The following is a 19,604-nucleotide window of genomic DNA, read 5'->3' as shown; positions in this document are numbered from 1 at the left end:
CACGGGCCGCTGACAGCCCGTCCCGGTCGGCTCGACGGGGCCGGGGACACACCCGGTACGATGGACTCTCGTGGCTCTTACTATTGCAATCGTCGGACTGCCCAATGTCGGCAAGTCCACCCTCTTCAACGCGTTGACCAAGAACAACGTGCTCGCGGCGAACTACCCGTTCGCCACCATCGAGCCGAACGTGGGCATCGTCAACCTGCCCGACCACCGCCTGGCCAAGCTGGCCTCGGTCTTCGGCAGCGAACGCCTGCTGCCCGCCCCGGTGTCCTTCGTCGACATCGCCGGGATCGTGCGCGGCGCCAGCGAGGGGGAGGGGCTCGGCAACAAGTTCCTCGCCAACATCCGTGAGGCCGACGCCATCGCGCAGGTTATCCGTGGCTTCGCCGACCCCGACGTGGTGCACGTCGACGGCGCCGTGAACCCGGCCGGCGACATGGAGACCATCAACACCGAGCTCATCCTCGCCGACCTGCAGACCCTCGAGAAGGCGGTGTCCCGCTTCGAGAAAGAGGTCAAGGGCCGCAAGCTTCCCCCGATCGTGCTGGAGACCGCCCTCAAAGCGCAGGCGATCCTCGACGCCGGAGCGCCATTGTCGTCCGCCACGCTCGACATCGAGCCGATCCGTGAACTGGGCCTGCTCACCGCCAAGCCGTTCATCTACGTGTTCAACGTCGACGAAGCGGTGCTGCAGGATGCCGAGAAGCTCGCCGTGCTGGCCGCGCTGGTGGCCCCGGCCAACGCCGTGTTCCTCGACGCGAAGCTCGAGTCCGAACTCAGCGAGCTCGACGCCGAGGACGCCGCCGAGATGCTCGCGTCGACCGGCCAGGCCGAGAGCGGACTCGACCAGCTCGCCCGCATCGGCTTCGACACGCTCGGCCTGCAGACCTACCTGACCGCGGGCCCCAAGGAAACGCGGGCCTGGACCATCCATAAGGGCTGGACCGCCCCGCAGGCCGCCGGAGTCATCCACACCGACTTCCAGAAGGGCTTCATCAAGGCGGAGATCTTCTCCTTCGAGGACCTGATGGACGCCGGCTCGGTGGCGGAGGCCCGCTCGAAGGGCAAGGCCCGGATCGAGGGCAAGGAATACATCATGCAGGACGGCGACGTGGTGGAGTTCCGTTTCAACGTCTAGCTCGCCCTCTGCGGCTCGCGGCCGAGATCGACAGTTCCGGTCCAGTTCACCCTGTGTGCTGGACGATCTCGACCGCAAAGGGCGAACTCGGCTGGCAGCGTCTCAGCGGAGCACCGCGCGGATGAAAATTCGCGGTGAGCCTCCCGCGGCAGAATCCGGCGCCGTGGGTGTGTGGCTGACTCAGGAGGTCCGTCGGCCGGGGATGCCGTCAGGCTCGTCTTTCTCAGTGGATCCAGTCTCAGCCGGATGATATTCCTGAATTAGCCACACTTCTCAGGGCTCCACGCGTCTTTCGGCGACGTGGTGGAGTTCCGCTTCAACGTGTATCTCGCGGTAGTAGCGCGTGGGGCTGGCCCGAGCGGCAGGTCCGCCTCGGCCAGCGGTGGGGAGTCTCGTCGAGATCGACAGTTTCGGTCGACTTCGGCAGGCGTACCAGCCGAACTCAACCGCATCCGTCGCCCTCGGCGGCCAGCACTCCCGGCGGAACATCCGGTGCAGGACATTCGCGGCGAGCCTCCCGCGACGCAATCTGACACGTGGGTGTGTGGCTTACTCAGGAGATCCGTCAGCCGGGGATGCCGCCAGGCCGGTCTTTCTCAGTGGATCCAGTCTCAGCCGGATGATTTTCCTGAATTAGCCACACTTCACAGGGCTCCACGCGTCTTTCGGTGACGGAACATGGTGGATTTCCGTTTCAACGTCTAGGCTCGGGCAGGTCGGAGGGGGCCCGCGCCTACCTCTCGCAGGAGCTCTCAGTATTTGCTTCGCGTCAGCGAATTTGCTCAGCTGCGTGATCCCGAAGGGCTGTCGTCCAATCTGACCTCACTCCAGACACCACAACATCATCACTCGAAGGAGACCACCGTGCCTGTCATCGCCATCATCGGAGCTGGACCGGGACTCGGAGCTGCAGTTGCGCGAAGGTTCGGGCGCGAGGGCTTCTCAATCGCCCTGATCTCGAGGAACCAGTCGAAGCTGGACTCCATGGCTGCGGAGCTCACTGCCGCCGGCTTCACCGTGAGTGGTTACGCTGCGGATGTCCGAGTACCGGCGGCGCTTGAAGATGCCCTTGCGCGTGCCGCGGCAGAGCTGGGACCCATCAATACGTTGCAGTACAGTCCGCTCCCGTCGCGTGACTACCTGAAGCCGGTGCTGGAGATGACTCCGGAACTGGCTTTGGAGGCATTGCAGTTCTCGGCTCTCGGGCTCATTCACGCGGTGCGTACGGTGCTCCCGGCCATGCGGCAGGCAGGAAGCGGCAGCATCATCATGATCAACGGCGGAACCTCGGTGAAGGCCCGCGCTGACTTCGCAGGTACATCGGTCGCCTTCCCGGCCGAGAGCGCCTACGGTGAGATGCTCCACGACGCACTCGAGGGTGAGGGAGTCCGTGTCAGCCAACTCGTGATCCCGGGAGGGATTCCTCAGCTTCAGCTTGACAATGGCATCGACGGCGTCGCCGATCGCATTTGGGACCTCCACGCCGTTGCCGGTCCCTTTCGAACGATGCTCATCCCGCTCGAGGACGGCAGGGAGTAGGGGCACTCCGCTGTTGGGGTCGGCTCAGGCCAGGGCCTCGATCTCGAGCTTGTAGGTGGCGAGGGCGCGCTCGATGTCCCTGTCCCCGTGGAAGAAGACCGCGTCGATCATCTTCATCAGCGTGGAGGAGTCCCAGCTGGCTGTGAGCGACGTTCCGCTGTCGTCGGCCTCGACGGAGATGGTGAAGATCGGGCCCACCGAGGAATGGTCCACGATGCGCTCGTTGACCACATACTCCTCTCTGGTGACGACGGCGGTGAGGTGCATGCCGAGTTCGCGGTACTTGATCTCGTAGCTGACCACCGCCCCTTCGGGCGTCCGTTGCACCGCCCCCAGGGTGCTGTGGTCCTCCTCCGGCATCGCGCCGACGAAGTGCGCCGGATCCTCGACGTAGTGGAAGACCTTCGCCACGGGCGCGTCGATGTGGATGCTGTGTGTGTGCTTATCCGAGGCCATGATGCTCCGCTCCTTCGACGACGGCGATCCAACCGGATGGGGCTGTATCGCACAGTGGGGGAGTGTGCCCTCGTTCTCATCGTTTGGCAAGCTCGAGAGGGCCAGGACGGCGGGCCGCTCGTCGCCTCCCGCGGAACCTCCCTGCCGAGCTGTTAAGCGGCGGCGAACCGTTTCGCCGAGCGGGCCTTCGCCTTGTCCGCCTCGATTTCGCGGTTTTTGGGCGGAGCCGTGCTCACCAGGTCCTCGAGCAGGTGCCTCGAGATGTGGGCGATCTCCTCGACAGCCCGGTTGAACGCCTCGGCATTGGCGTTGGAGGGCTTCGTGGATCCGCTGATCTTGCGCACGAATTGCAGGGCGGCCGCGTGTACCTCATCGTCGGTGGCCGCCGGCTCAAAATTATGCAGCGTATGGATGTTCCGGCCCATGCACCCAGAATAGCCAACCGACCCGGAGCCGTCACCCCGCAGTTCCGGGACCGTCGCGACCGCCGAAATCGTCAGTTCCGGTCGACTTCGACAGGCGTACCTGTCGAAGTCGACCGGAACCGTCGAAGTCGAGGGGAGCGGGACCACAAGAAGACTGCGATCCGCTCCGATCAACCGGCCGCGACCCGCAGCACCACGTTGCCCTTCTTGTGCCCCGTGTCGACGTGGCGGTGGGCCAGGGCGACATCGGCAAGCTCGTAGGTTCGGTCGATGACCGCCCTGAACCGGCCCGACTCGGCGAGGTCGACCAGCAACGCCAGGTCTTCGGCCGTGTAGTCGACGTTGCCCGCGGTGACGAGCTTCCCGCTCTTCCTGCTGCGCCGGGACGCCAGGAGAATTCCCTGCAGGTCGGAAATGACGAGCAGCAGGGTGCCGCCGGGATTGAGGCACGCCGCGGCCCGCTCGAAGGGAAGGTTCCCGACGCAGTCCATGATGACGTCGTAGGACCGGCCCTCGGCGAGGAAATCCTCCTCGGCATAGTCGATCACCCGGTCCGCGCCGAGCGAGGTCACCAATTCCCGGTTGCCGCCGCCGCACACGCCCGTGACGCGCGCCCCAAGTTCCGCGGCGAGCTGCACCGCCGCGGTGCCCACGGCGCCGGACGCGCCGTTGACGAGGACGGTGCCACCCGGTGCGAGGGCGGCCCGGTTCAGGAAGGCACGGGCGGTGATTCCCCCGAACACGACTGTCACGGCTTCCTCGAAGGTCATGTTCCGCGGCTTCGCCGTGATCGCGCCGCTCTGTGGGACGCAGACTTATTCGGCGTGCCCGCCGAACCTGCCGCCGAGCATCGCGATCACCTCGTCGCCGGGTGTGAACGACGCGACGTCCGCTCCCACCGCTTCCACGACGCCGGCGACATCCATGCCCAGGACCCGCGTGCGAGGGCGGAAGACGCCGAGCGCGAGCGCGCTCATCAGTCCGAGCCCTTTTGGGACGGTGTCCCCGGGCCCGGTGGTCGGCGGCGCTCACCGTGCTCGCGTGAACCTGGACGAGCACCTCGTCCGGCCCCGGCAGAGGTTTGGGGACCTCCTCGATGTGCACCACCTCCGGGGACCCGAACCGGCGATAGACGGCGGCTCGCATCCGGGCATCCTGAGCGTGAGTGCGAGTGGCTGGTTGTGACTTCATGTCGACTCCTTGAGTAGTGATGCGGTTGTTGATGGTCGGACTGCATTTCGTGCCGGCCGGGCACGGCGACGGATGACGTACTCGGCCACCGAGAGATTGATCACCCAGGCGGCACCCATGAACACGGCCCGGGACAGCTCGTCGGTTGAGCCGAAGATCATCGATTGCGGGATCAGGACGAGGGCCTGGGTGCCCGCCCCGACCCCGATCGCGTAGGCGCGGGTCATCCAGGCGCCGTGCTGGACGAAATCTCGACGCACGATGCCTCGAATCCCCAGTCCGAGGCCCGCCACCATCGCGGCCCCGAAGACCAACCGAAGAACCACCAGAATCGCGCCGTCCCCGGGCGGGTGCGGGTAGAAGGCCGCCATCCACATGCCGGAGAGCGCCGCCAGCAGGCCGGCGGGAATGAGGATGCGTCCGGCGAGACGATGCCAGGCTACCCTGCGGCGCCGCAGAGCCGGGACGAACTGGAACGCTCCGAGCAGGCTGAACACGGTCACGCTCACGATGTGCGTCACGACCGGTACGGGGGAGTCGAGAAAACGGGCGTTCTGCGGAGTCGAGGCGGCTCCGCCCGTCAGCTCGGTGAGTCGCGCAGCACCGGCGAGCAGCGGGATGAGGGAGAGGAGGATCAATCCGGTGGGGGCCGGCCACTGGCCTCGAGGGCTCCGGGTGTCTTTCGTCATGGTTTTCAGCTCCTCAGAATGTTGACCGAGATCAGTGTCACGCCCAGGTTTCCGACCCGTCGCAGCAGCCCGTGCAGCGCGGCCTGATCGATGACCGGGCCTGTGAGGGTGGTTGTTCCATCGCTTTCGCTGGTGAGGGTGAAGCCCCCGAACCAGTCGCTCCAGGACCCGTCGAGCTGCCCCCGGAGGCGAATCTCATACCAATCGACTTCAGTCATCGCTCTCCTCCTCCTGCACAGACCCGCGTCCGGTCAGACCGCCGGCGTGCGGTCGAGTCGGGTGCCGTGCCCGGTGGGAGCCGTCCGGCCTGCGATCCTGCGCTGGTCCGACCACAGGGAGTAGCCGAGCCAGATCAGGGCCAGGCCCATCGGGATGGCGGCCATCCGTTCGAGCGTGTGCGGAAGCAGCGCGCCCGCGACGGGCGTCACCGCCGCGGCGGCAATGAGAAGGATGCCGGCGCCGCGCGACAGCACCCGGGCACGGAGGACGGCGATCCCGAACACGATCGCGCCGATGACGTAGACGGCGGCTCCGACCAGGGGGAGTGCGGCGAGGGGGCCGAGGTCGGTCACGGCCGGGTGCCGGCCGAAGAGTCCGACGAAGTCCTCGGCGAACTGCGGTGCGTCCGCCGCGACCAGGGGCGCGATGAACGCCTCGGCGAAGACAAAGGCGGATTGCAGGATGAAGAACAGTGCGAACAGCGCGTATCCGATCAGGCCGAGCAGCCCGAATTCTCGCACCTGGCGCAGGTAGATGCCCGTGAGGCCGATCGGGCCGAGGATGGCCATCGCGAAACTGAGACTGTGAACGCTCACCCACATCTGGGTGGTGAGGGAGGCGACCTCGTCGGCGGGATGGATGAACTGGATGACGATGTAGAGCAGACCCGACACGGCGGCGGCGACGGCGGCCGCCCGGGTGAGGGTGGACGTTGTGATCATGATTGCTCTCCTTCGTTCTGAGTGCCCCAGGCCACTACCTGAGAACGACCCGAATCTACGGAGACATGTGATGACGCGGCATCACCGTGCGTGGTGATTGAGGTGGTGATTGTGTCGCGGAGCCAGATCAGACCCGGCGCTGGATCAGACCCAGCTCGGCGGCGCGGGTGACGGCGGCCGGGCGGCTGTTGACGCCGAGCTTGGCGAAGATGTGCCTGGTGTGGGTGCGCAGCGTGTTGAGCGAGACGTAGAGTTCGCTCGCGATCTGGGGGCCGCTGAGCTCGGTCGCCAGCAGCCGGAGCACGTGCGACTCCCGCTCGCTCAACGCCTCCGGGATGCCCGGGAGACTCGCCCTGTCGACGTCGGTCTGCCGCAGGGCCCGACCGAGCCGGCGAACGTAGTCGGGGAGGATTCCCGCGTCGGCGGCCGCGTCCAGAAGCGCCGTCATCGGCGCACCTTCGTCGGCGAAGAGCCGCAGGTAGCCTTCCGGTTCGGCCAGGGAGAGTGCTCGGTGGAGCGGTGGCAGCGCCGAGGGAATCCGGCCCTGCGCCTCCTGCGCCAGCGCTTGCAGGATGAGGATCTCGTTCGCGCTGCCGGTGCGTCCGCCCGCTTCCGCGGCGACGAGAAGGCGGTCGAGTAATCCGGTGGCCGCCTGGATCGACCCCCGCGGATCGGCCCGCTGTTGCGCGATCAGCAGCCGCGCCAGGGTGATGTGCCCGAACTCGCGCAGGTAGGTGAGGTCCTCATCCACGGACAGGCCCTGGCCCGTGACCCAGGCGAGGGCCTCGGCGAGCCTGCCTTGTTCAATCCAGATCCGTGCCCTGATCGCGGCGATCGGGCGCACCTCCGGGAAGAACCCGCGCCGGTAGAGGCCCTCAGCCGTGCCGAGCAGGTCGAGGGCGGCGTCGAAATCTCCCTCGGTCTGCCTGATTCGCGCCATCGCCACGAACCGGCGATGCCGGTTCTCGCTCGACGAGGCCTGTTCGCCCAGCGCCTCACTCGCAGCCAGGTGCTCGGCGGCGGCCGGTAGTTCGCCCCGCTCCCTAGGCAGTTCACTGATCCCGACGTGCAGGTCCGCCGTTGACTGTGGGGGCGGGTCGCCCTGCTCGGCCGCCAGCTGCAACGCCTGCTCGTATGCCCGTTGCGCCTCCCGCAACCGGCCCAGCGGAACGAGCATGTCGGCCAGCACGATGGTGGTCGCGAGCACGTCGGCCAGGTTGCCGGCCAGACGCAGGCTGGACCTGACCTCGCCGAAGGCACGCAGCCCGGACTCGAGATCGCCGGTCGTCCACGAAGCGAGCCCGAGGAACCCAGCTGCCGCGCCGCGCCCCAGATGATCGTCGGGTTGGGTGAGCGCCAGGGCTCGCTCGGCGTGTTCCTTCATGCCGACCACCTTCCCGCGCGCCTGCGCTGCGGCAGCCCGGTAGACGGCGATGGTCACGGGGAGAGTGCGAAGTTCCTCGCTGTCGGCCGAGTCGTGGCCGGGGGCGCCGTCATCCGTCGTGGCAGCCAACGCCCTCTCCGCGACGCGCAGGCGCGGTTCGATCGCTTCCACGTCGCCGGAGACCAGCGACGACCACGCGCGGTACACGCCCAGCACGGGTCGGCGATCGATGACCTCCTCGGGCAGCAGCGTCAGCCAGCGGAGCAGTGTGGCATCCTGCCGGCTCTTGCGAACCGCGGGAACGGAGCCCTCGATCACTCTGGCTGCGCGGGCGAAATCCGCCGCCGCCAGGGCATGCGTGACCGCCTCCTCCGGCAGGTCGTTCCGCTCGTGCCATTCGCTGGCGCGACGGTGGAGGGTCGGCACGAGGTCGGGCCGGTCGCGCAGCAGCCGCGCCCGGAGCACATCCGCGAAGAGGTGGTGGTAGCGGTACCACTGCCGTCCGTCATCCAACGGAACGAGGAACAGGTTGTCCCGCTCGAGCGACTCCAGCACGTCGCTGCCGCCGGCCTGCCCGGTGACGGCCTCGCAGAGGGATCCGCTGAGCCTGTCCAGGATCGCGGTGCGGAGCAGGAATTCCCGCACCTGCTCGGGCTGACGCTGCAGCACCTCTTCGGCGAGATAGTCGATCACGAAGCGGTTGCTTCCGGTGAATCCCCGGATGAAACCGGAGACGTCCGAGCGGTCCCGCATGGACAGAGCGGCCAGTTGGAGGCCGGCGATCCAGCCCTCCGTGCGCGATTCGAGAGCGGCGACGTCCTCGGGGGAGAGCTCGAGGCCCGCCATCTGGCTGAGGAAGGCGGCGGCCTCGTCCGGAGTGAACCGCAGGTCGGCGGCACGCAACTCGGTGAGCTCGCCGCCGGCGCGCAGTCGCGCCACCGGGAGAAGGGGATCGGAGCGGCTCGCGACAGCCAGGTGCAGATTCGACGGAAGGTGGTCGAGGAAGAAGACGAGGGCGTCCCGGATCGTCTTCTCCTCGATCAGCTGGAAGTCGTCGAGTACCAGGATGATCTCGGCCGGGCTCTGGGCGACGTCGTTGATCAGCCCCGTCAGCGCCGGTTCGATCGAGGCCGGCGAGAGCGTCAACGATTCCGAGCCGAGAGCGGGATCGGCCCGCTGCAGGGCTCCGACGAGGTAGGTGAGGAAGCGGGACGGGTCGTTGTCGCCCTCGTCGAGCGACAGCCAGGCGACGCGCAGCTGGGGGTCGCGGCGCCGGGCATCCGCGATCCACTCGCTCAGCAGCGTGGTCTTTCCGAAACCGGCCGGGGCGGAGATGAGCGTCAGCTTTCGGCCGGAGTGCAGCCCCTCGCGCAAACGCTCGACGAGGCGCGGTCGAGGAACCGCTCGGGACCGGAGTCGGGGGATGAAGAGCTTGGTCGCGAGGACCGGCATCGCCATGCCCTCATCCTAGAGACAGACGACGTCACGACAACCGCACCGAAATCCTGGGGCCTGGCTATCCGCGGCGGCGGGAGTCGCTGAGATCGCCGGTTCCGGTCGAGTTCGGCAGGCGTGCCGATCGAACTCGACCGCAAGTGTCGAGCTCGGCGGGGTGCCATCGCCGCTCGCGGCGGTTGCCGACGCATCCGCGCCCCGATTGTCGCCGGGCGGCATTCAGTCGTACGGCGTCCTGGGTTAGATTGGCTTCGACCGGATCGATCGGAGGCCGCAGATGGACATTCCCAGGGACAAGCCTGTCGTCACTTCAGTCGACGCGAGGGGGTTGCCGGAGCGTGAAGGCGACCTCCTCGACGGTTACCGGCGGATGCTTGCGGCGGGGCAGCCGGACGGGCTGGTCAGGTCCGAGCTCCTGCGCGGCCAGGACGGGTCCTGGCGAATCCAGTCCACCTGGTGGGACATGGAGGCCCTCCTGGCCCTGCGCAAGGCGGGCGTGCCGCACGCGGCGCAGGCCCTTCTCGACGGCGTCGGAGCCGAACACACGCACAGCTGGTTCGTCGTGGAGGACGGTTTCGACACGACCTAGTCGTATCGATGGGCACGCTCGATCGAGCTGCCGGTGCGGCGAGTTCGACACTTCCGGTCGAGTTCGAGGGGCGCGCCGGTCGAACTCGACCGAGACTGTCGAACTCGACCGAGACTGTCGAACTCGACCGAGACTGTCGAACTCGGCGGGGGCGATGGCCGGCGAACGGCACCGCCAGCGCCGGCCGGTGACACAATGAGCACCATGACGCTGCACATTACCGGTGACGCCGCCGCCGACACCCTGCTCAGCGAGGACCCGTTCGCCCTCCTGGTCGGAATGCTCCTCGACCAGCAGATCGCGATGGAGACGGCGTTCGCCGGTCCCGCCAAGATCCGCGACCGGATCGGGACCCTCGACCCGGGGGTGATCGCCGGTTTCGATGCTGACGCCTTCGCCCAGGTGTTCCGGAGCACCCCGGCCGTGCACCGCTACCCGGGCTCGATGGCCGCGCGCACCCAGGCCGTGGCCGAAGTCGTGGCCACAGAGTGGGACGGCAACGCCGCCGCAATCTGGACCACCGGCACCCCGGACGGCGCCGAGATCCTCCGCCGGTTGAAGGGGCTGCCCGGGTTCGGCGAGCAGAAGGCCAGGATCTTCCTCGCCCTGCTCGGCAAGCGGCTCGGGGTCGAGGCGCCGGGGTGGCGGGAAGTGTGCGCCCCGTACGGCGAGGAGGGCTCGCACCGCTCCGTCGCCGACATCGTCGACCCGGAATCGCTCGCCCTGGTGCGGGAGACGAAGCGGGCGGCCAAGGCAGCCGCGAAAAAGGCCTAACCGGGCGCAACCTCGCGCGGCCCGCGTCCGGGGAATACAGTGGCCGCCAGCCGGTTACGCAGCCGCGGCCGCGCATTTGGAGAAACGTGCACAGGGAGAAGAGGTGGATGCTCGTGTCGAATCCACGGGACGAGCCCGCCCCGGCCCCGATACCACCCCCCTCACTCGACCTCACCCCGCCAGGGCGGCGGCATCACCCAGGCGTTTCCGCGCAGCCCGATCGGCTGCTGGGCGATCGTGCTGTCAGCCCTCGGACTGGCGTCCTGGCTGGTGTTGCCGCTGATCACGACGCTCTTCCGCGAGACCTACCCGGTCACCGATACCTGGGTGATGCCCGCGATCGGAACCGTGCTGATCGATGCCGCGGCCATCGTGAACCTGCTCTGCGTCTGGCGGTGGCGGGAGCGCTCGGTGCTGAACATCATCGCCCTCGCCGTGGCGGTACCGGCCGCCCTGTTCTTCACCGTCTTCGTGGTCGGCGAGGGCCTGGGCGGAGCCTGAAACCCCGTTGCCTGGGCCGAGCGCGGTCGCCGCGGGAGCCGCCAGGGGGAAAACGGCGAGCACGCTCCGGCCGCCGGCCGCCGCCCGGGGCGCCATGTCCACGAGGGCGATCTGGGCGAGGGTGAGCACCTCGCCCTCGTGCACGCGGGCGCCGTTCTTGATCGTGATGTGGGCCCGGAAGCCGGGGCCGGTGAACGCGGGTTCGTCCGGGGAGGACGCGAAGGGCCGCACGGCGTCCACCAGTGCCCGGTGCAGCTCGGTCAGGGCCGCGTCGTCCACGACCAGGGTCACCGGCACGTCCTCACGCCGTCCGAACAGCGCTTCGACGCCCGCGACGGCCGTGATGGCGGTGCGGCCGCCGGCCGAGACGGCGTCGACACCTCCGGTGACGCCCACAACGACGCCGGCAACGACGCCGGCGATCACGGATGCCGCGGCATCCGTGTGGAAAGGAGGCAGCACGGTGATGTGGAGGGGCCACTCCGACACCGGGAAGCTGTCACCGGTGCGCAGCGCCGTGAGCGGAAGGACGACGACGAGGCGGGACATGCGCCGATTCTAGGTGCTTCCCGCTGGAGCGCCGCGGGTGACACAATGCTCGGACGCGGCGAAGGCCGCGGCCACGAAAGGGGCAGTCATGATCCGCTTTCTGATTCGCACGGCCATCTTCCTCGGCTCCGGCACTCTCGGCCTCTGGGTGGCGTCGCTGGTGCTCGACGGCTTCACCCTCACCTGGCAGGGATGGCTGGCAGGCCTGGGTCCTGGCCACGCTGGTGGTGTGGCTGGTCACGGCCCTCGCGACCGTGACCTTGCCGCTGCTGTTCCTGCGTAGGGTGGCTAAGAAGGACGGCCCCGCGGTTAGGCGCCGCCGGCCACGTCAAGGAGCGTGCAGTGGGTCCCCATTTCAGTGAACAGACCTTCGATTTTCTCGAGGAGTTGGAGCACCGCAACAACCGCGAATGGTTCGAAGAGCACAAACCGACCTACGAGCTCGAATTGAAGAAACGGATGCTGGCCGTCGCCGAGGCGGTGAACGTCAGCTTGGCCGAGTTCGCGCCAAGCCATCTGCGCCCGCCGAACAAGGCCATGATGCGCATCTACCGCGACGTGCGGTTCTCCCATGAGAGGCGTGCTCGCCGACGTGTCGCGCACCGGGCTGGCCGACCCGCTGGACGGCAACCCGCTCATCCGGGCGCCCAAGGGATTCCCGGCGGAGCACCCGGCAGCCGACCTGCTGCAGAACCGCAGTTGGGCGCTGACCGGCACCCTGCCCGGCGCGGTGGCCCTCGGCGAAGACTTCACGACCTGGTGCTCGAGCGGTTCCGGGCGTTCGCCCCGCTGGTCGAGCGGCTGAACGTGCCGCTGGCCTCGGTGACGCCCCTGCAGCGCGAGGCAGCGGCCGGCCGCCGCAAGCAGGCGTAGCGCTTCCTGGCGCCGTGGGGCGGAGTCTAAAATCAGACGTGCTCATCGCCCTGAACGACGGAACCGCGGAAGCCGTCGTGCGCCGCCACCTGCGCCACCTGGTCGACGACGACGACGAGGTGCGGGCGAGTCCGGGCATCCGGGGCGGCCAGACCAGCGCCGACCGTGCCCTGGCCGGGTTCTCGGTCGCGGGCTATGCGGCCAGGCGCAGTCAGGTACTGCCGGAAACCGACCGCGGGGCCTCCCGGCTCTCCCCGTACATCCGGCACGGGCTGGTGCCGCTCGGCCGGGCGTGGGATCACGTCGCAGACGGACCCGCCCGGGACACCCGCAAATTCCGGGACGAGTTGCTCTGGCAGGAATACGCCCGACATCTCTATGCGCGGGTGGGCGTGGCCCTGCACCGAAACCTGCGGTTCGCGGCGCCCTGGGCCGGAGGGTTCGAACCCGAGGCCTGGCCGCGGCGCATGCACTGCGTCGATTCGGTCGTGTCGGAGCTGGAAACCGACGGCTGGCTGGTCAACCAGACCCGGATGTGGCTGGCTTCCCAGTACACGGTGAGGTTTGGCGCCGGGTGGCATGCCGGCCAGGAGGAGTTCTACCGGCACCTGCTCGACGGCTCGCGCGCGGCCAACCTGCTGGGCTGGCAGTGGACCGTGGGCGCCGGGACCGGCAGCCCCTACGGTTTCGCCCGCTGGCAGGTGGAGAAACGGGCCCCGCAGCTCTGCCGTGCCTGCCCGCTCGCCCAGGCCTGCCCGATCGAGCAGTTCCCGGCGGCCGCCGCACCGGCGCCGGTGACGGATGCGCCGGCGAACCTGACACGCGATCCGCACCTGGCCGCCACAAGGGGACCCTCCGTCGCCGTCCGGCGCCGCGCGGCCCGGTCGGTCCTGCTGACGGTGGATTCCCTGGGCGACGCCGATCCGGCCCTCGAGGCGCATTCCGCGCTTCCGGTCGTCTTCGTCTTCGACGAGCCGGCCCTGGCCCGGCTGCGGCTCTCGAGCAAAAGACTGATCTTCACCGTCGAAACCCTGCAGGATCTGGCCCGGCGGCGCGAGGTGGTCGTGCACCTGGGCGACCCGCGGGTGGTCGTTCCGAGCCTCGACGCGGCCGTCACGTCCGCGCCGGTGCCCAGCTTCGCGCGCTACGCGGAGGGCGCGGCCGAACTGCATCCGTGGCCGTGGCTGGTGGCGCCGCACAGCGGCTCGGTGGCCAGTTTCTCGGCCTGGCGCCGAGCCTCGGCCGGGGTCGTCGCCGACGATCCGGGCGCGGGCTAGCGGCCCTGGCGGCGCTTCCCCGGGCGCGGCTGGCCCTTGACCTCGGGCGCGCGGCCCTTGCCCTTCGAGGCCTTGGCCTTGCCGCCCGCGGGCAGCGGCGGCTGCCAGGGCTCATCCGAGGCGGCCAGCTCGGCGCGGGCCTCCGTCAGAAACAGGTTGCCCGCCGTGGTCAGCCGGGTGGTCTCCGTGGTGCGGTCGATGAGCACGACGCCGAGGTTCGTCTCGAGTTTCGCGATCGAGGAACGCAGCTTCGGGGTGGAGACATTGAGGTTCATCGCGGCGCGCGGGAAATGCAACTCCTCGGCGACGGCGATGAAATGCCGGAGGAGGGTGATGTCCACGGAACGCCTTTCTTCGTGCCCCGCATGAATCGCGGGCAGAGTAACAGGGTACGCGCTCCCTCCCGCGGGCGTCGCCCGGAGGCCGCGGCATCCGTCACGGCCCCCGTGCCGGCTCGTCCGCTGCCCGCTCGCCCGGTGCCCGGCGCACGCTAGGCTGAGAGCGCACACGCCCAAGCGCGCAGCACCAGCATCAAGTGAATACCCTCAAGTGAATACCGGGCCATCAAGGTCGATGCGGGAGAGTTCGACGCCGGGAGGCGAGCGAACACCGAAGGAGCAATCCTCCCCGACAATCTCTCAGGTACTCGTACCGCATCGAACTGGCCACTCTGAAAAGTAGTCGCGGCACCAACGCGGCTCGCCCATGGTGAAAGTCACGTCCCGACGGATGCGGTGAAGCTCTCAGGCCTGACGACAGAGGGGGAGTTCCCAGGAGTTCGATCGCTCGATCGTGCCCCGGAGAATCTCGCTCGGCTCTTAGCCGACGACGACCTGGAGAACTCATGACCTCGGACAACGCCGCCCTCACTTCTTCTGCCGACACCGATTCCGCTCCCGCCGCCACGGAGCGATTCTCCCCGCTGCACCAGGCGCACGTCGAAGCCGGCGCCAGCTTCACGGACTTCGCCGGCTGGCAGATGCCGGTGCGGTACTCCAGCGACCTGGCCGAGCACCACGCGGTGCGCACCGGCGCGGGCATCTTCGACCTTTCGCACATGGCCGAAATCGTCGTCGTCGGGCCGGATGCCGGGGCGTTCCTCGACTACGCGCTCGCCGGCAAGCTCTCCGTGATCGAGCTGCTGCAGGCCAAGTACAGCCTCATCCTGAACCGCGCCGGGGGCATCATCGACGACATCGTCGTCTACCGCACGGCGGAGGAGGAGTTCCTCGTCGTCGCCAACGCGGGCAACCGGTTCCAGGCCGTCGAAGCGCTCTCCGCGCGCGCCGCCCGCTTCGACGTCACCGTCACCGACCGGAGCGACGCAGTCGCCCTGATCGCCGTGCAGGGCCCGAACTCCCGGGCCATCCTGGAAGCCACCGCGGGTCTCACCGTCGACGGCGACCTGGCCGCGCTCAAGTACTACCGCGCCCTCGGCGGCACCTTCCAGAGCGCCTCGGTACTGATCGCCCGCACCGGCTACACCGGCGAAGACGGGTTCGAACTCTACGTCGACGTGCCCGACGCCCTGGCTCTCTGGAACGCCCTCTTCGTCGCCGGCGAGGTCCACGGGCTGGTCCCGGCCGGGCTCGCCAGCCGCGATACCCTGCGGCTCGAGGCCGGCATGCCCCTCTACGGCCACGAACTCAGCACCTCCACCTACCCGGCCCAGGCCGGGCTCGGCCGGGTCGTCAACCTGGCCAAGGAGGTCGACTTCATCGGCCGCGAAGCCAGTGAGGAAGGTCCCAGCGCCGAGGCCCGCGTGCTCGTGGGACTCGCCTCGGCCGGCAAACGCGCCGGCCGGGCCGACTACGCGATCTTCCGCAGCGCCGACGCGACCGTGGCCGACGGCGTGATCACGAGCGGGGCGCTGTCACCGACTTTGGGACATCCGATCGCCATGGCCTACGTGGCGCCGGGCCTCGCCCGCCTCGGAACCGAGGTCTTCATCGACGTGCGCGGCACCCGCATCCCCGCCACCGTGACCGCCCTTCCGTTCTACCAGCGCCAGAAATAGACACCCCTAATCCATCCCTCGAGAGGAAACCCCATGGCAGACAAGACTGAACTCCAGTACACCGCCGAGCACGAGTGGGTGCTGGTCGACGGCGACACCGTCACCGTCGGCATCACCGCCTACGCCGCCGACAAGCTCGGCGACGTCGTCTTCGTCGAGCTGCCCGCCGTGGGCAGCGATGTCGCCGGGGGCAGCGTCGTCGGCGAGATCGAGTCCACGAAGTCGGTCGGCGAGCTGTTCGCCCCCGTCACGGGCACCGTCGCCGAGACCAACGACGCCGTCGTCGACAGCCCCGAGCTCGTCAACAGCGACCCGTTCGGCGCCGGCTGGTTGATCAAGGTCACCTACGCCGAGCTTCCTCCCCTCCTCAGCTACGCCGAGTACTCCGCCCTCGTCGGCGAGTAACGAAAACAAGAAGCACAGGTTCCCGACACATGTCACAGCCCTTCACCCAACGCCACATCGGCACGGATGCCGACGCCCAGTCCCGCATGCTGGCCATCCTCGGTTACGACTCGGTCGACGCTCTCGTCAACGCCGCCGTGCCCGCTTCGATCCAGGTCGACCAGTTCCGGGTGCTCGGCGACAGCACGTTGCCGCCGGCCGCCACCGAGCGGGAGGCGATCGCCGAACTGCGCACGCTGGCGGACCGTAACACCGTCAAGCGGTCGATGATCGGGCAGGGCTACTACGACACCGTCACCCCGGCGGTGATCAAGCGGAATGTGTTCGAGAACCCCAGCTGGTACACGGCGTACACGCCCTACCAGCCCGAGATCTCGCAGGGCCGGCTTGAGGCCCTGATCAACTTCCAGACCATGATCGCGGACCTCACCGGACTGTCCACGGCCAACGCGTCCATGCTCGACGAATCGACCGCCGTCGTGGAGGGCATGCTCCTCACCCGCCGCGCGTCGAAGTCGAAGTCGAACCGGTTCATCGTCGACGCCGACGCCCTGCCGCAGACGAAGGCGCTGCTGGCCAACCGCGCGGCCGCACTCGGAATCGACCTCGTCGAGATCGCCCTCGCCGACGTCAGCACCGGCGGCGCCGGCCAGGTCGCGACCGGCGCGGCCACCGTGGCCGACCTCGGCGAGCACTTCGGGATCTTCGTGCAGTACCCCGGCGCGTCCGGCCGGGTCTGGAACCCGGCGGCCGTCATCGCCGCCGCCCAGGCGCAGGGCGCGCTCACCGTCGTCGCTGCGGACCTGCTCGCCCTGACCCTGATCACCTCGCCCGGCGAGCTCGGCGCGGACGTCGCCGTCGGCACCAGCCAGCGCTTCGGCGTGCCGATGGGTTTCGGCGGTCCCCACGCCGGCTACATGGCCGTGCGCCAGGGCCTCGAACGCCAGCTTCCCGGCCGGCTCGTCGGCGTCAGCGTGGACGCGGTCGGCCACCCGGCCTACCGACTGTCGCTTCAGGTGCGTGAGCAGCACATCCGTCGTGACAAGGCCACGTCGAACATCTGCACGGCCCAGGTGCTGCTGGCCGTGATGGCCGGCATGTACGCCGTCTACCACGGCCCCGACGGGCTGAAGACGATCGCACGTCAGGTGCACGAACGGGCCGGCCAGCTCGTTGTGGCGCTCCTCGCCGCCGGAGCCGACGTCGTGACCGCGACCTTCTTCGACACCGTCCGGGTGTCGAGCCCGGGTCGCGCCGCCGAGATCGTCGCCGCGGCCGCCGACGGCGGAGTCAACCTGCACCTCGTCGACGCGGACACGATCGGGATCTCGGTCGACGAAACGACGACGCTCGCCGACCTCGCCCTGGTCGTCGGGGCGTTCGGCGGCCGGGAATCCTTCGGCCTCGTCGACTTCAGCATGGTCGAGGCCGGCCTGCCGCCCGAGCTGCACCGCACCAGCGAGTTCCTCACCCACCCGGTGTTCAACACGCACCGCTCGGAGACGAGCATGATGCGCTACCTGAAGCGCCTCGCCGACTACGACTACGCGCTCGACCGGGGCATGATCCCGCTCGGCTCCTGCACGATGAAGCTGAACGCGGCCACCGAGATGGAGGCCGTCAGCTGGCCCGAATTCGGTGGGCTGCACCCCTTCGCCCCGCGCGCCGACGTCGAGGGCTACCTCGAACTGGTCCGCCAGATCGAGACCTGGCTGAGCGATGTCACCGGTTACGACTCCGTGTCGCTGCAGCCCAACGCGGGCAGCCAGGGCGAACTGGCCGGCCTGCTCGCCATCCGCGGCTACCACCTGTCCAACGGCGACGCGGAGCGCCTGGTCTGCCTGATCCCGTCCAGCGCCCACGGCACGAACGCGGCCTCCGCTGTGCTGGCCGGCATGAAGGTCGTCGTCGTCGCCTGCGACGAGCTGGGCAACGTCGACCTGGACGACCTGCGCGCGAAGATCGCCGTTCACGCCGACAACCTGGCCGCGCTGATGATCACCTACCCCTCCACGCACGGCGTCTACGAGCACGAGGTCGGCGCCATCTGCCGTGCCGTGCACGACGCCGGCGGCCAGGTCTACGTGGACGGTGCGAACCTGAACGCGCTGCTCGGCTTCGCCCGCTACGGCGACTTCGGCGGCGACGTGTCGCACCTGAACCTGCACAAGACCTTCTGCATCCCGCACGGCGGCGGCGGACCCGGCGTCGGGCCGGTCGCGGCCAAGGCGCACCTCGCCCCATTCCTGCCCGGCCACCCGCTCGCACAGAGCGACGAGCACTACCTGCTCGGTGCCGGCGGGGGTGCCGGTGTTGGTGCCGGTGCCGGTTCGGGCGATGGATCAGGCGGCACGATCGTGCACGCCGGCGGACCCGTCTCGGCGGCGCCCTACGGCAGCCCGAGCATCCTGCCCATTTCCTGGGCCTATGTGCGGATGATGGGGGCCGAGGGGCTCAAGGAGGCCACCGGCGCCGCTGTGCTCGCCGCCAACTACGTGGCCAAGCGGCTCGACGCGCATTTCCCCGTGCTCTACTCCGGCGACAACGGGCTGGTCGCGCACGAGTGCATCCTCGACCTCCGCCCGCTCACCGAGGCCACCGGGGTCACCGTCGATGATGTCGCCAAACGCCTCGTCGACTACGGCTTCCACGCGCCGACCATGAGCTTCCCGGTGTCGGGAACGCTGATGATCGAACCCACCGAGAGCGAGGACCTGGGCGAGATCGACCGGTTCGTGGAGGCCATGATCGCGATCAAGGCCGAAGCGGATGCCGTGGCCTCCGGTCGCTGGCCGGCCGACGACAACCCGCTGCACAACGCCCCCCATACGGCGCAGTCGGTGATCGAGGGGGAGTGGACGCACGCCTACGACCGCGAGACCGCGGTCTACCCGGTGCGCTCGCTCATCCGTGGCAAGTACTGGCCGCCGGTGCGTCGCATCGATAACGCCTTCGGCGACCGCAACCTCGTCTGCGCCTGCCCGCCGCCCGAGGCCTTCGAGTAGTAGGGCGGCCCCTGCCCCCCCTTGCTTCGCAGAGGCCCCGCCCGCGTCCGCGGAGCCGTGAGGAAAGCTCCTCTTTTTTGGAAATAGAGAGTCGCAACTCACGGCTCGGCGAGGTTTCGGTGCACCCTGCGTCTCCGTGCCTGCTTTCGCAGACACCCTGCCGGGCGGCACGGCCGGCGCCGGTCGGCCAGGCCTCCTGGACGAATTCGACGGAGATTTTGAGCATCCGGCCGCTTTTCGGCTCGATTTGAGCCTTTTGCAGCAGAATCTCCGTCGAATTCGCACGGGCACCGGCGGGCGAGGTTCGGCGGGGGAGGCGGGGCGCGGCGGGCAGGTGAGGCGGGGCGCGGCGGGCAGGTGAGGCGGGGCGCGGCGGGCAGGGGAGGCGGG

The 19,604-nt window shown here is 68.8% G+C and carries 20 protein-coding genes, 1 pseudogene and 1 riboswitch; of the genes and pseudogenes, 11 read left to right on the top strand and 10 right to left on the bottom strand.

From position 1 onward, the window contains the following. The first annotated feature begins 70 nt into the window (after window positions 1-70). Window positions 71-1,144: a redox-regulated ATPase YchF gene (gene ychF / locus E3T37_RS09245; RefSeq protein WP_134366499.1), complete on the top strand. Its 1,074-nt coding sequence runs from the start codon at window positions 71-73 to the stop codon at window positions 1,142-1,144. Between the two features lie 759 nt (window positions 1,145-1,903). Beyond that, window positions 1,904-2,683: an SDR family oxidoreductase gene (locus E3T37_RS09240; protein WP_241978729.1), complete on the top strand. Its 780-nt coding sequence runs from the start codon at window positions 1,904-1,906 to the stop codon at window positions 2,681-2,683. A gap of 24 nt (window positions 2,684-2,707) precedes the next feature. On the opposite strand, the gene E3T37_RS09235 is transcribed toward E3T37_RS09240, so the two are convergent. From E3T37_RS09235 to E3T37_RS09205, 8 genes are all read right to left on the bottom strand, one after another. After that, on the bottom strand, window positions 2,708-3,139 hold the full coding sequence (locus tag E3T37_RS09235) for an SRPBCC family protein (RefSeq protein ID WP_198416030.1): 432 nt from the start codon (window positions 3,137-3,139) through the stop codon (window positions 2,708-2,710). 152 nt (window positions 3,140-3,291) lie between these two features. Beyond that, window positions 3,292-3,564: a DUF2277 domain-containing protein gene (locus tag E3T37_RS09230; RefSeq protein ID WP_134366498.1), complete on the bottom strand. Its 273-nt coding sequence runs from the start codon at window positions 3,562-3,564 to the stop codon at window positions 3,292-3,294. Between the two features lie 170 nt (window positions 3,565-3,734). Further along, window positions 3,735-4,334: an NAD(P)-dependent alcohol dehydrogenase gene (locus E3T37_RS17150; protein WP_198416029.1), complete on the bottom strand. Its 600-nt coding sequence runs from the start codon at window positions 4,332-4,334 to the stop codon at window positions 3,735-3,737. A gap of 45 nt (window positions 4,335-4,379) precedes the next feature. Beyond that, window positions 4,380-4,541 carry an alcohol dehydrogenase catalytic domain-containing protein gene (locus tag E3T37_RS17145; RefSeq protein ID WP_198416028.1) on the bottom strand — a complete coding sequence of 54 codons (162 nt, stop codon included), beginning with the start codon at window positions 4,539-4,541 and terminating at the stop codon, window positions 4,380-4,382. 210 nt (window positions 4,542-4,751) lie between these two features. Further along, window positions 4,752-5,444, bottom strand: coding sequence for a DUF2306 domain-containing protein (locus E3T37_RS09220; protein ID WP_134366497.1), 693 nt, complete (start codon window positions 5,442-5,444; stop codon window positions 4,752-4,754). A 5-nt stretch (window positions 5,445-5,449) separates the two neighbouring features. After that, window positions 5,450-5,662 (bottom strand): hypothetical protein, encoded by a 213-nt coding sequence (locus E3T37_RS09215; RefSeq protein ID WP_134366496.1) that lies wholly within the window; start codon window positions 5,660-5,662, stop codon window positions 5,450-5,452. 33 nt (window positions 5,663-5,695) lie between these two features. After that, complete coding sequence (locus E3T37_RS09210; protein WP_134366495.1) at window positions 5,696-6,385, bottom strand: hypothetical protein; 690 nt, start codon at window positions 6,383-6,385, stop codon at window positions 5,696-5,698. Between the two features lie 127 nt (window positions 6,386-6,512). Then, complete coding sequence (locus E3T37_RS09205) at window positions 6,513-9,227, bottom strand: LuxR C-terminal-related transcriptional regulator (RefSeq protein WP_134366494.1); 2,715 nt, start codon at window positions 9,225-9,227, stop codon at window positions 6,513-6,515. Window positions 9,228-9,501: 274 nt separating this feature from the next. Here E3T37_RS09205 and E3T37_RS09200 point away from each other — a divergent pair, with 274 nt between their 5' ends. Both E3T37_RS09200 and E3T37_RS09195 read left to right on the top strand, forming a co-directional pair. Continuing rightward, window positions 9,502-9,813: a hypothetical protein gene (locus tag E3T37_RS09200; protein WP_134366493.1), complete on the top strand. Its 312-nt coding sequence runs from the start codon at window positions 9,502-9,504 to the stop codon at window positions 9,811-9,813. Between the two features lie 204 nt (window positions 9,814-10,017). Continuing rightward, a complete protein-coding gene (locus E3T37_RS09195) occupies window positions 10,018-10,587 on the top strand; it encodes an HhH-GPD-type base excision DNA repair protein (RefSeq protein ID WP_174235670.1) in 570 nt (189 codons plus the stop codon). Window positions 10,588-10,830: 243 nt separating this feature from the next. Here the strand turns inward: E3T37_RS09195 and E3T37_RS09190 are convergent, their stop codons facing one another. After that, window positions 10,831-11,637: a 2'-5' RNA ligase family protein gene (locus E3T37_RS09190; RefSeq protein WP_134366491.1), complete on the bottom strand. Its 807-nt coding sequence runs from the start codon at window positions 11,635-11,637 to the stop codon at window positions 10,831-10,833. Window positions 11,638-11,725: 88 nt separating this feature from the next. On the opposite strand from E3T37_RS09190, the gene E3T37_RS09185 reads away from it, so the two are divergent. The 4 genes and pseudogenes from E3T37_RS09185 (at window position 11,726) to E3T37_RS09170 (ending at window position 13,787) form a co-directional block, all read left to right on the top strand. Further along, complete coding sequence (locus E3T37_RS09185) at window positions 11,726-11,920, top strand: hypothetical protein (protein WP_198416027.1); 195 nt, start codon at window positions 11,726-11,728, stop codon at window positions 11,918-11,920. A gap of 59 nt (window positions 11,921-11,979) precedes the next feature. Continuing rightward, window positions 11,980-12,159: pseudogene (locus E3T37_RS17825) on the top strand (DUF2461 family protein); the annotation flags it as partial. A gap of 49 nt (window positions 12,160-12,208) precedes the next feature. After that, the gene (locus tag E3T37_RS09175; protein ID WP_134366490.1) at window positions 12,209-12,442 is read left to right on the top strand and encodes a DUF2461 family protein; all 234 of its coding nucleotides are present in this window, start codon (window positions 12,209-12,211) and stop codon (window positions 12,440-12,442) included. A gap of 106 nt (window positions 12,443-12,548) precedes the next feature. Next, window positions 12,549-13,787 carry an FAD-binding domain-containing protein gene (locus E3T37_RS09170; RefSeq protein WP_198416026.1) on the top strand — a complete coding sequence of 413 codons (1,239 nt, stop codon included), beginning with the start codon at window positions 12,549-12,551 and terminating at the stop codon, window positions 13,785-13,787. On the opposite strand, the gene E3T37_RS09165 is transcribed toward E3T37_RS09170, so the two are convergent. Continuing rightward, window positions 13,784-14,128, bottom strand: coding sequence for a LysR family transcriptional regulator (locus tag E3T37_RS09165; protein WP_134366489.1), 345 nt, complete (start codon window positions 14,126-14,128; stop codon window positions 13,784-13,786). The genes E3T37_RS09170 and E3T37_RS09165 overlap by 4 nt on opposite strands. Before the next feature lie 225 nt (window positions 14,129-14,353). Beyond that, a riboswitch (glycine riboswitch) is annotated at window positions 14,354-14,451 on the top strand. 180 nt (window positions 14,452-14,631) lie between these two features. Here E3T37_RS09165 and gcvT point away from each other — a divergent pair. The 3 genes from gcvT to gcvP are packed head-to-tail and all read left to right on the top strand — an operon-like array spanning window position 14,632 to window position 19,214. After that, a complete protein-coding gene (gcvT, locus tag E3T37_RS09160) occupies window positions 14,632-15,804 on the top strand; it encodes a glycine cleavage system aminomethyltransferase GcvT (RefSeq protein ID WP_134366488.1) in 1,173 nt (390 codons plus the stop codon). Window positions 15,805-15,837: 33 nt separating this feature from the next. Further along, on the top strand, window positions 15,838-16,209 hold the full coding sequence (gene gcvH, locus E3T37_RS09155) for a glycine cleavage system protein GcvH (protein WP_134366487.1): 372 nt from the start codon (window positions 15,838-15,840) through the stop codon (window positions 16,207-16,209). A gap of 29 nt (window positions 16,210-16,238) precedes the next feature. Then, complete coding sequence (gene gcvP, locus E3T37_RS09150; RefSeq protein ID WP_134366486.1) at window positions 16,239-19,214, top strand: aminomethyl-transferring glycine dehydrogenase; 2,976 nt, start codon at window positions 16,239-16,241, stop codon at window positions 19,212-19,214. Window positions 19,215-19,604: the final 390 nt, after the last annotated feature.

Source organism: Cryobacterium sp. TMT2-10, from assembly GCF_004403075.1.
In the GTDB taxonomy this organism is placed as follows: domain Bacteria; phylum Actinomycetota; class Actinomycetes; order Actinomycetales; family Microbacteriaceae; genus Cryobacterium; species Cryobacterium shii.
This window is presented reverse-complemented; position numbering and strand designations above follow the sequence as displayed.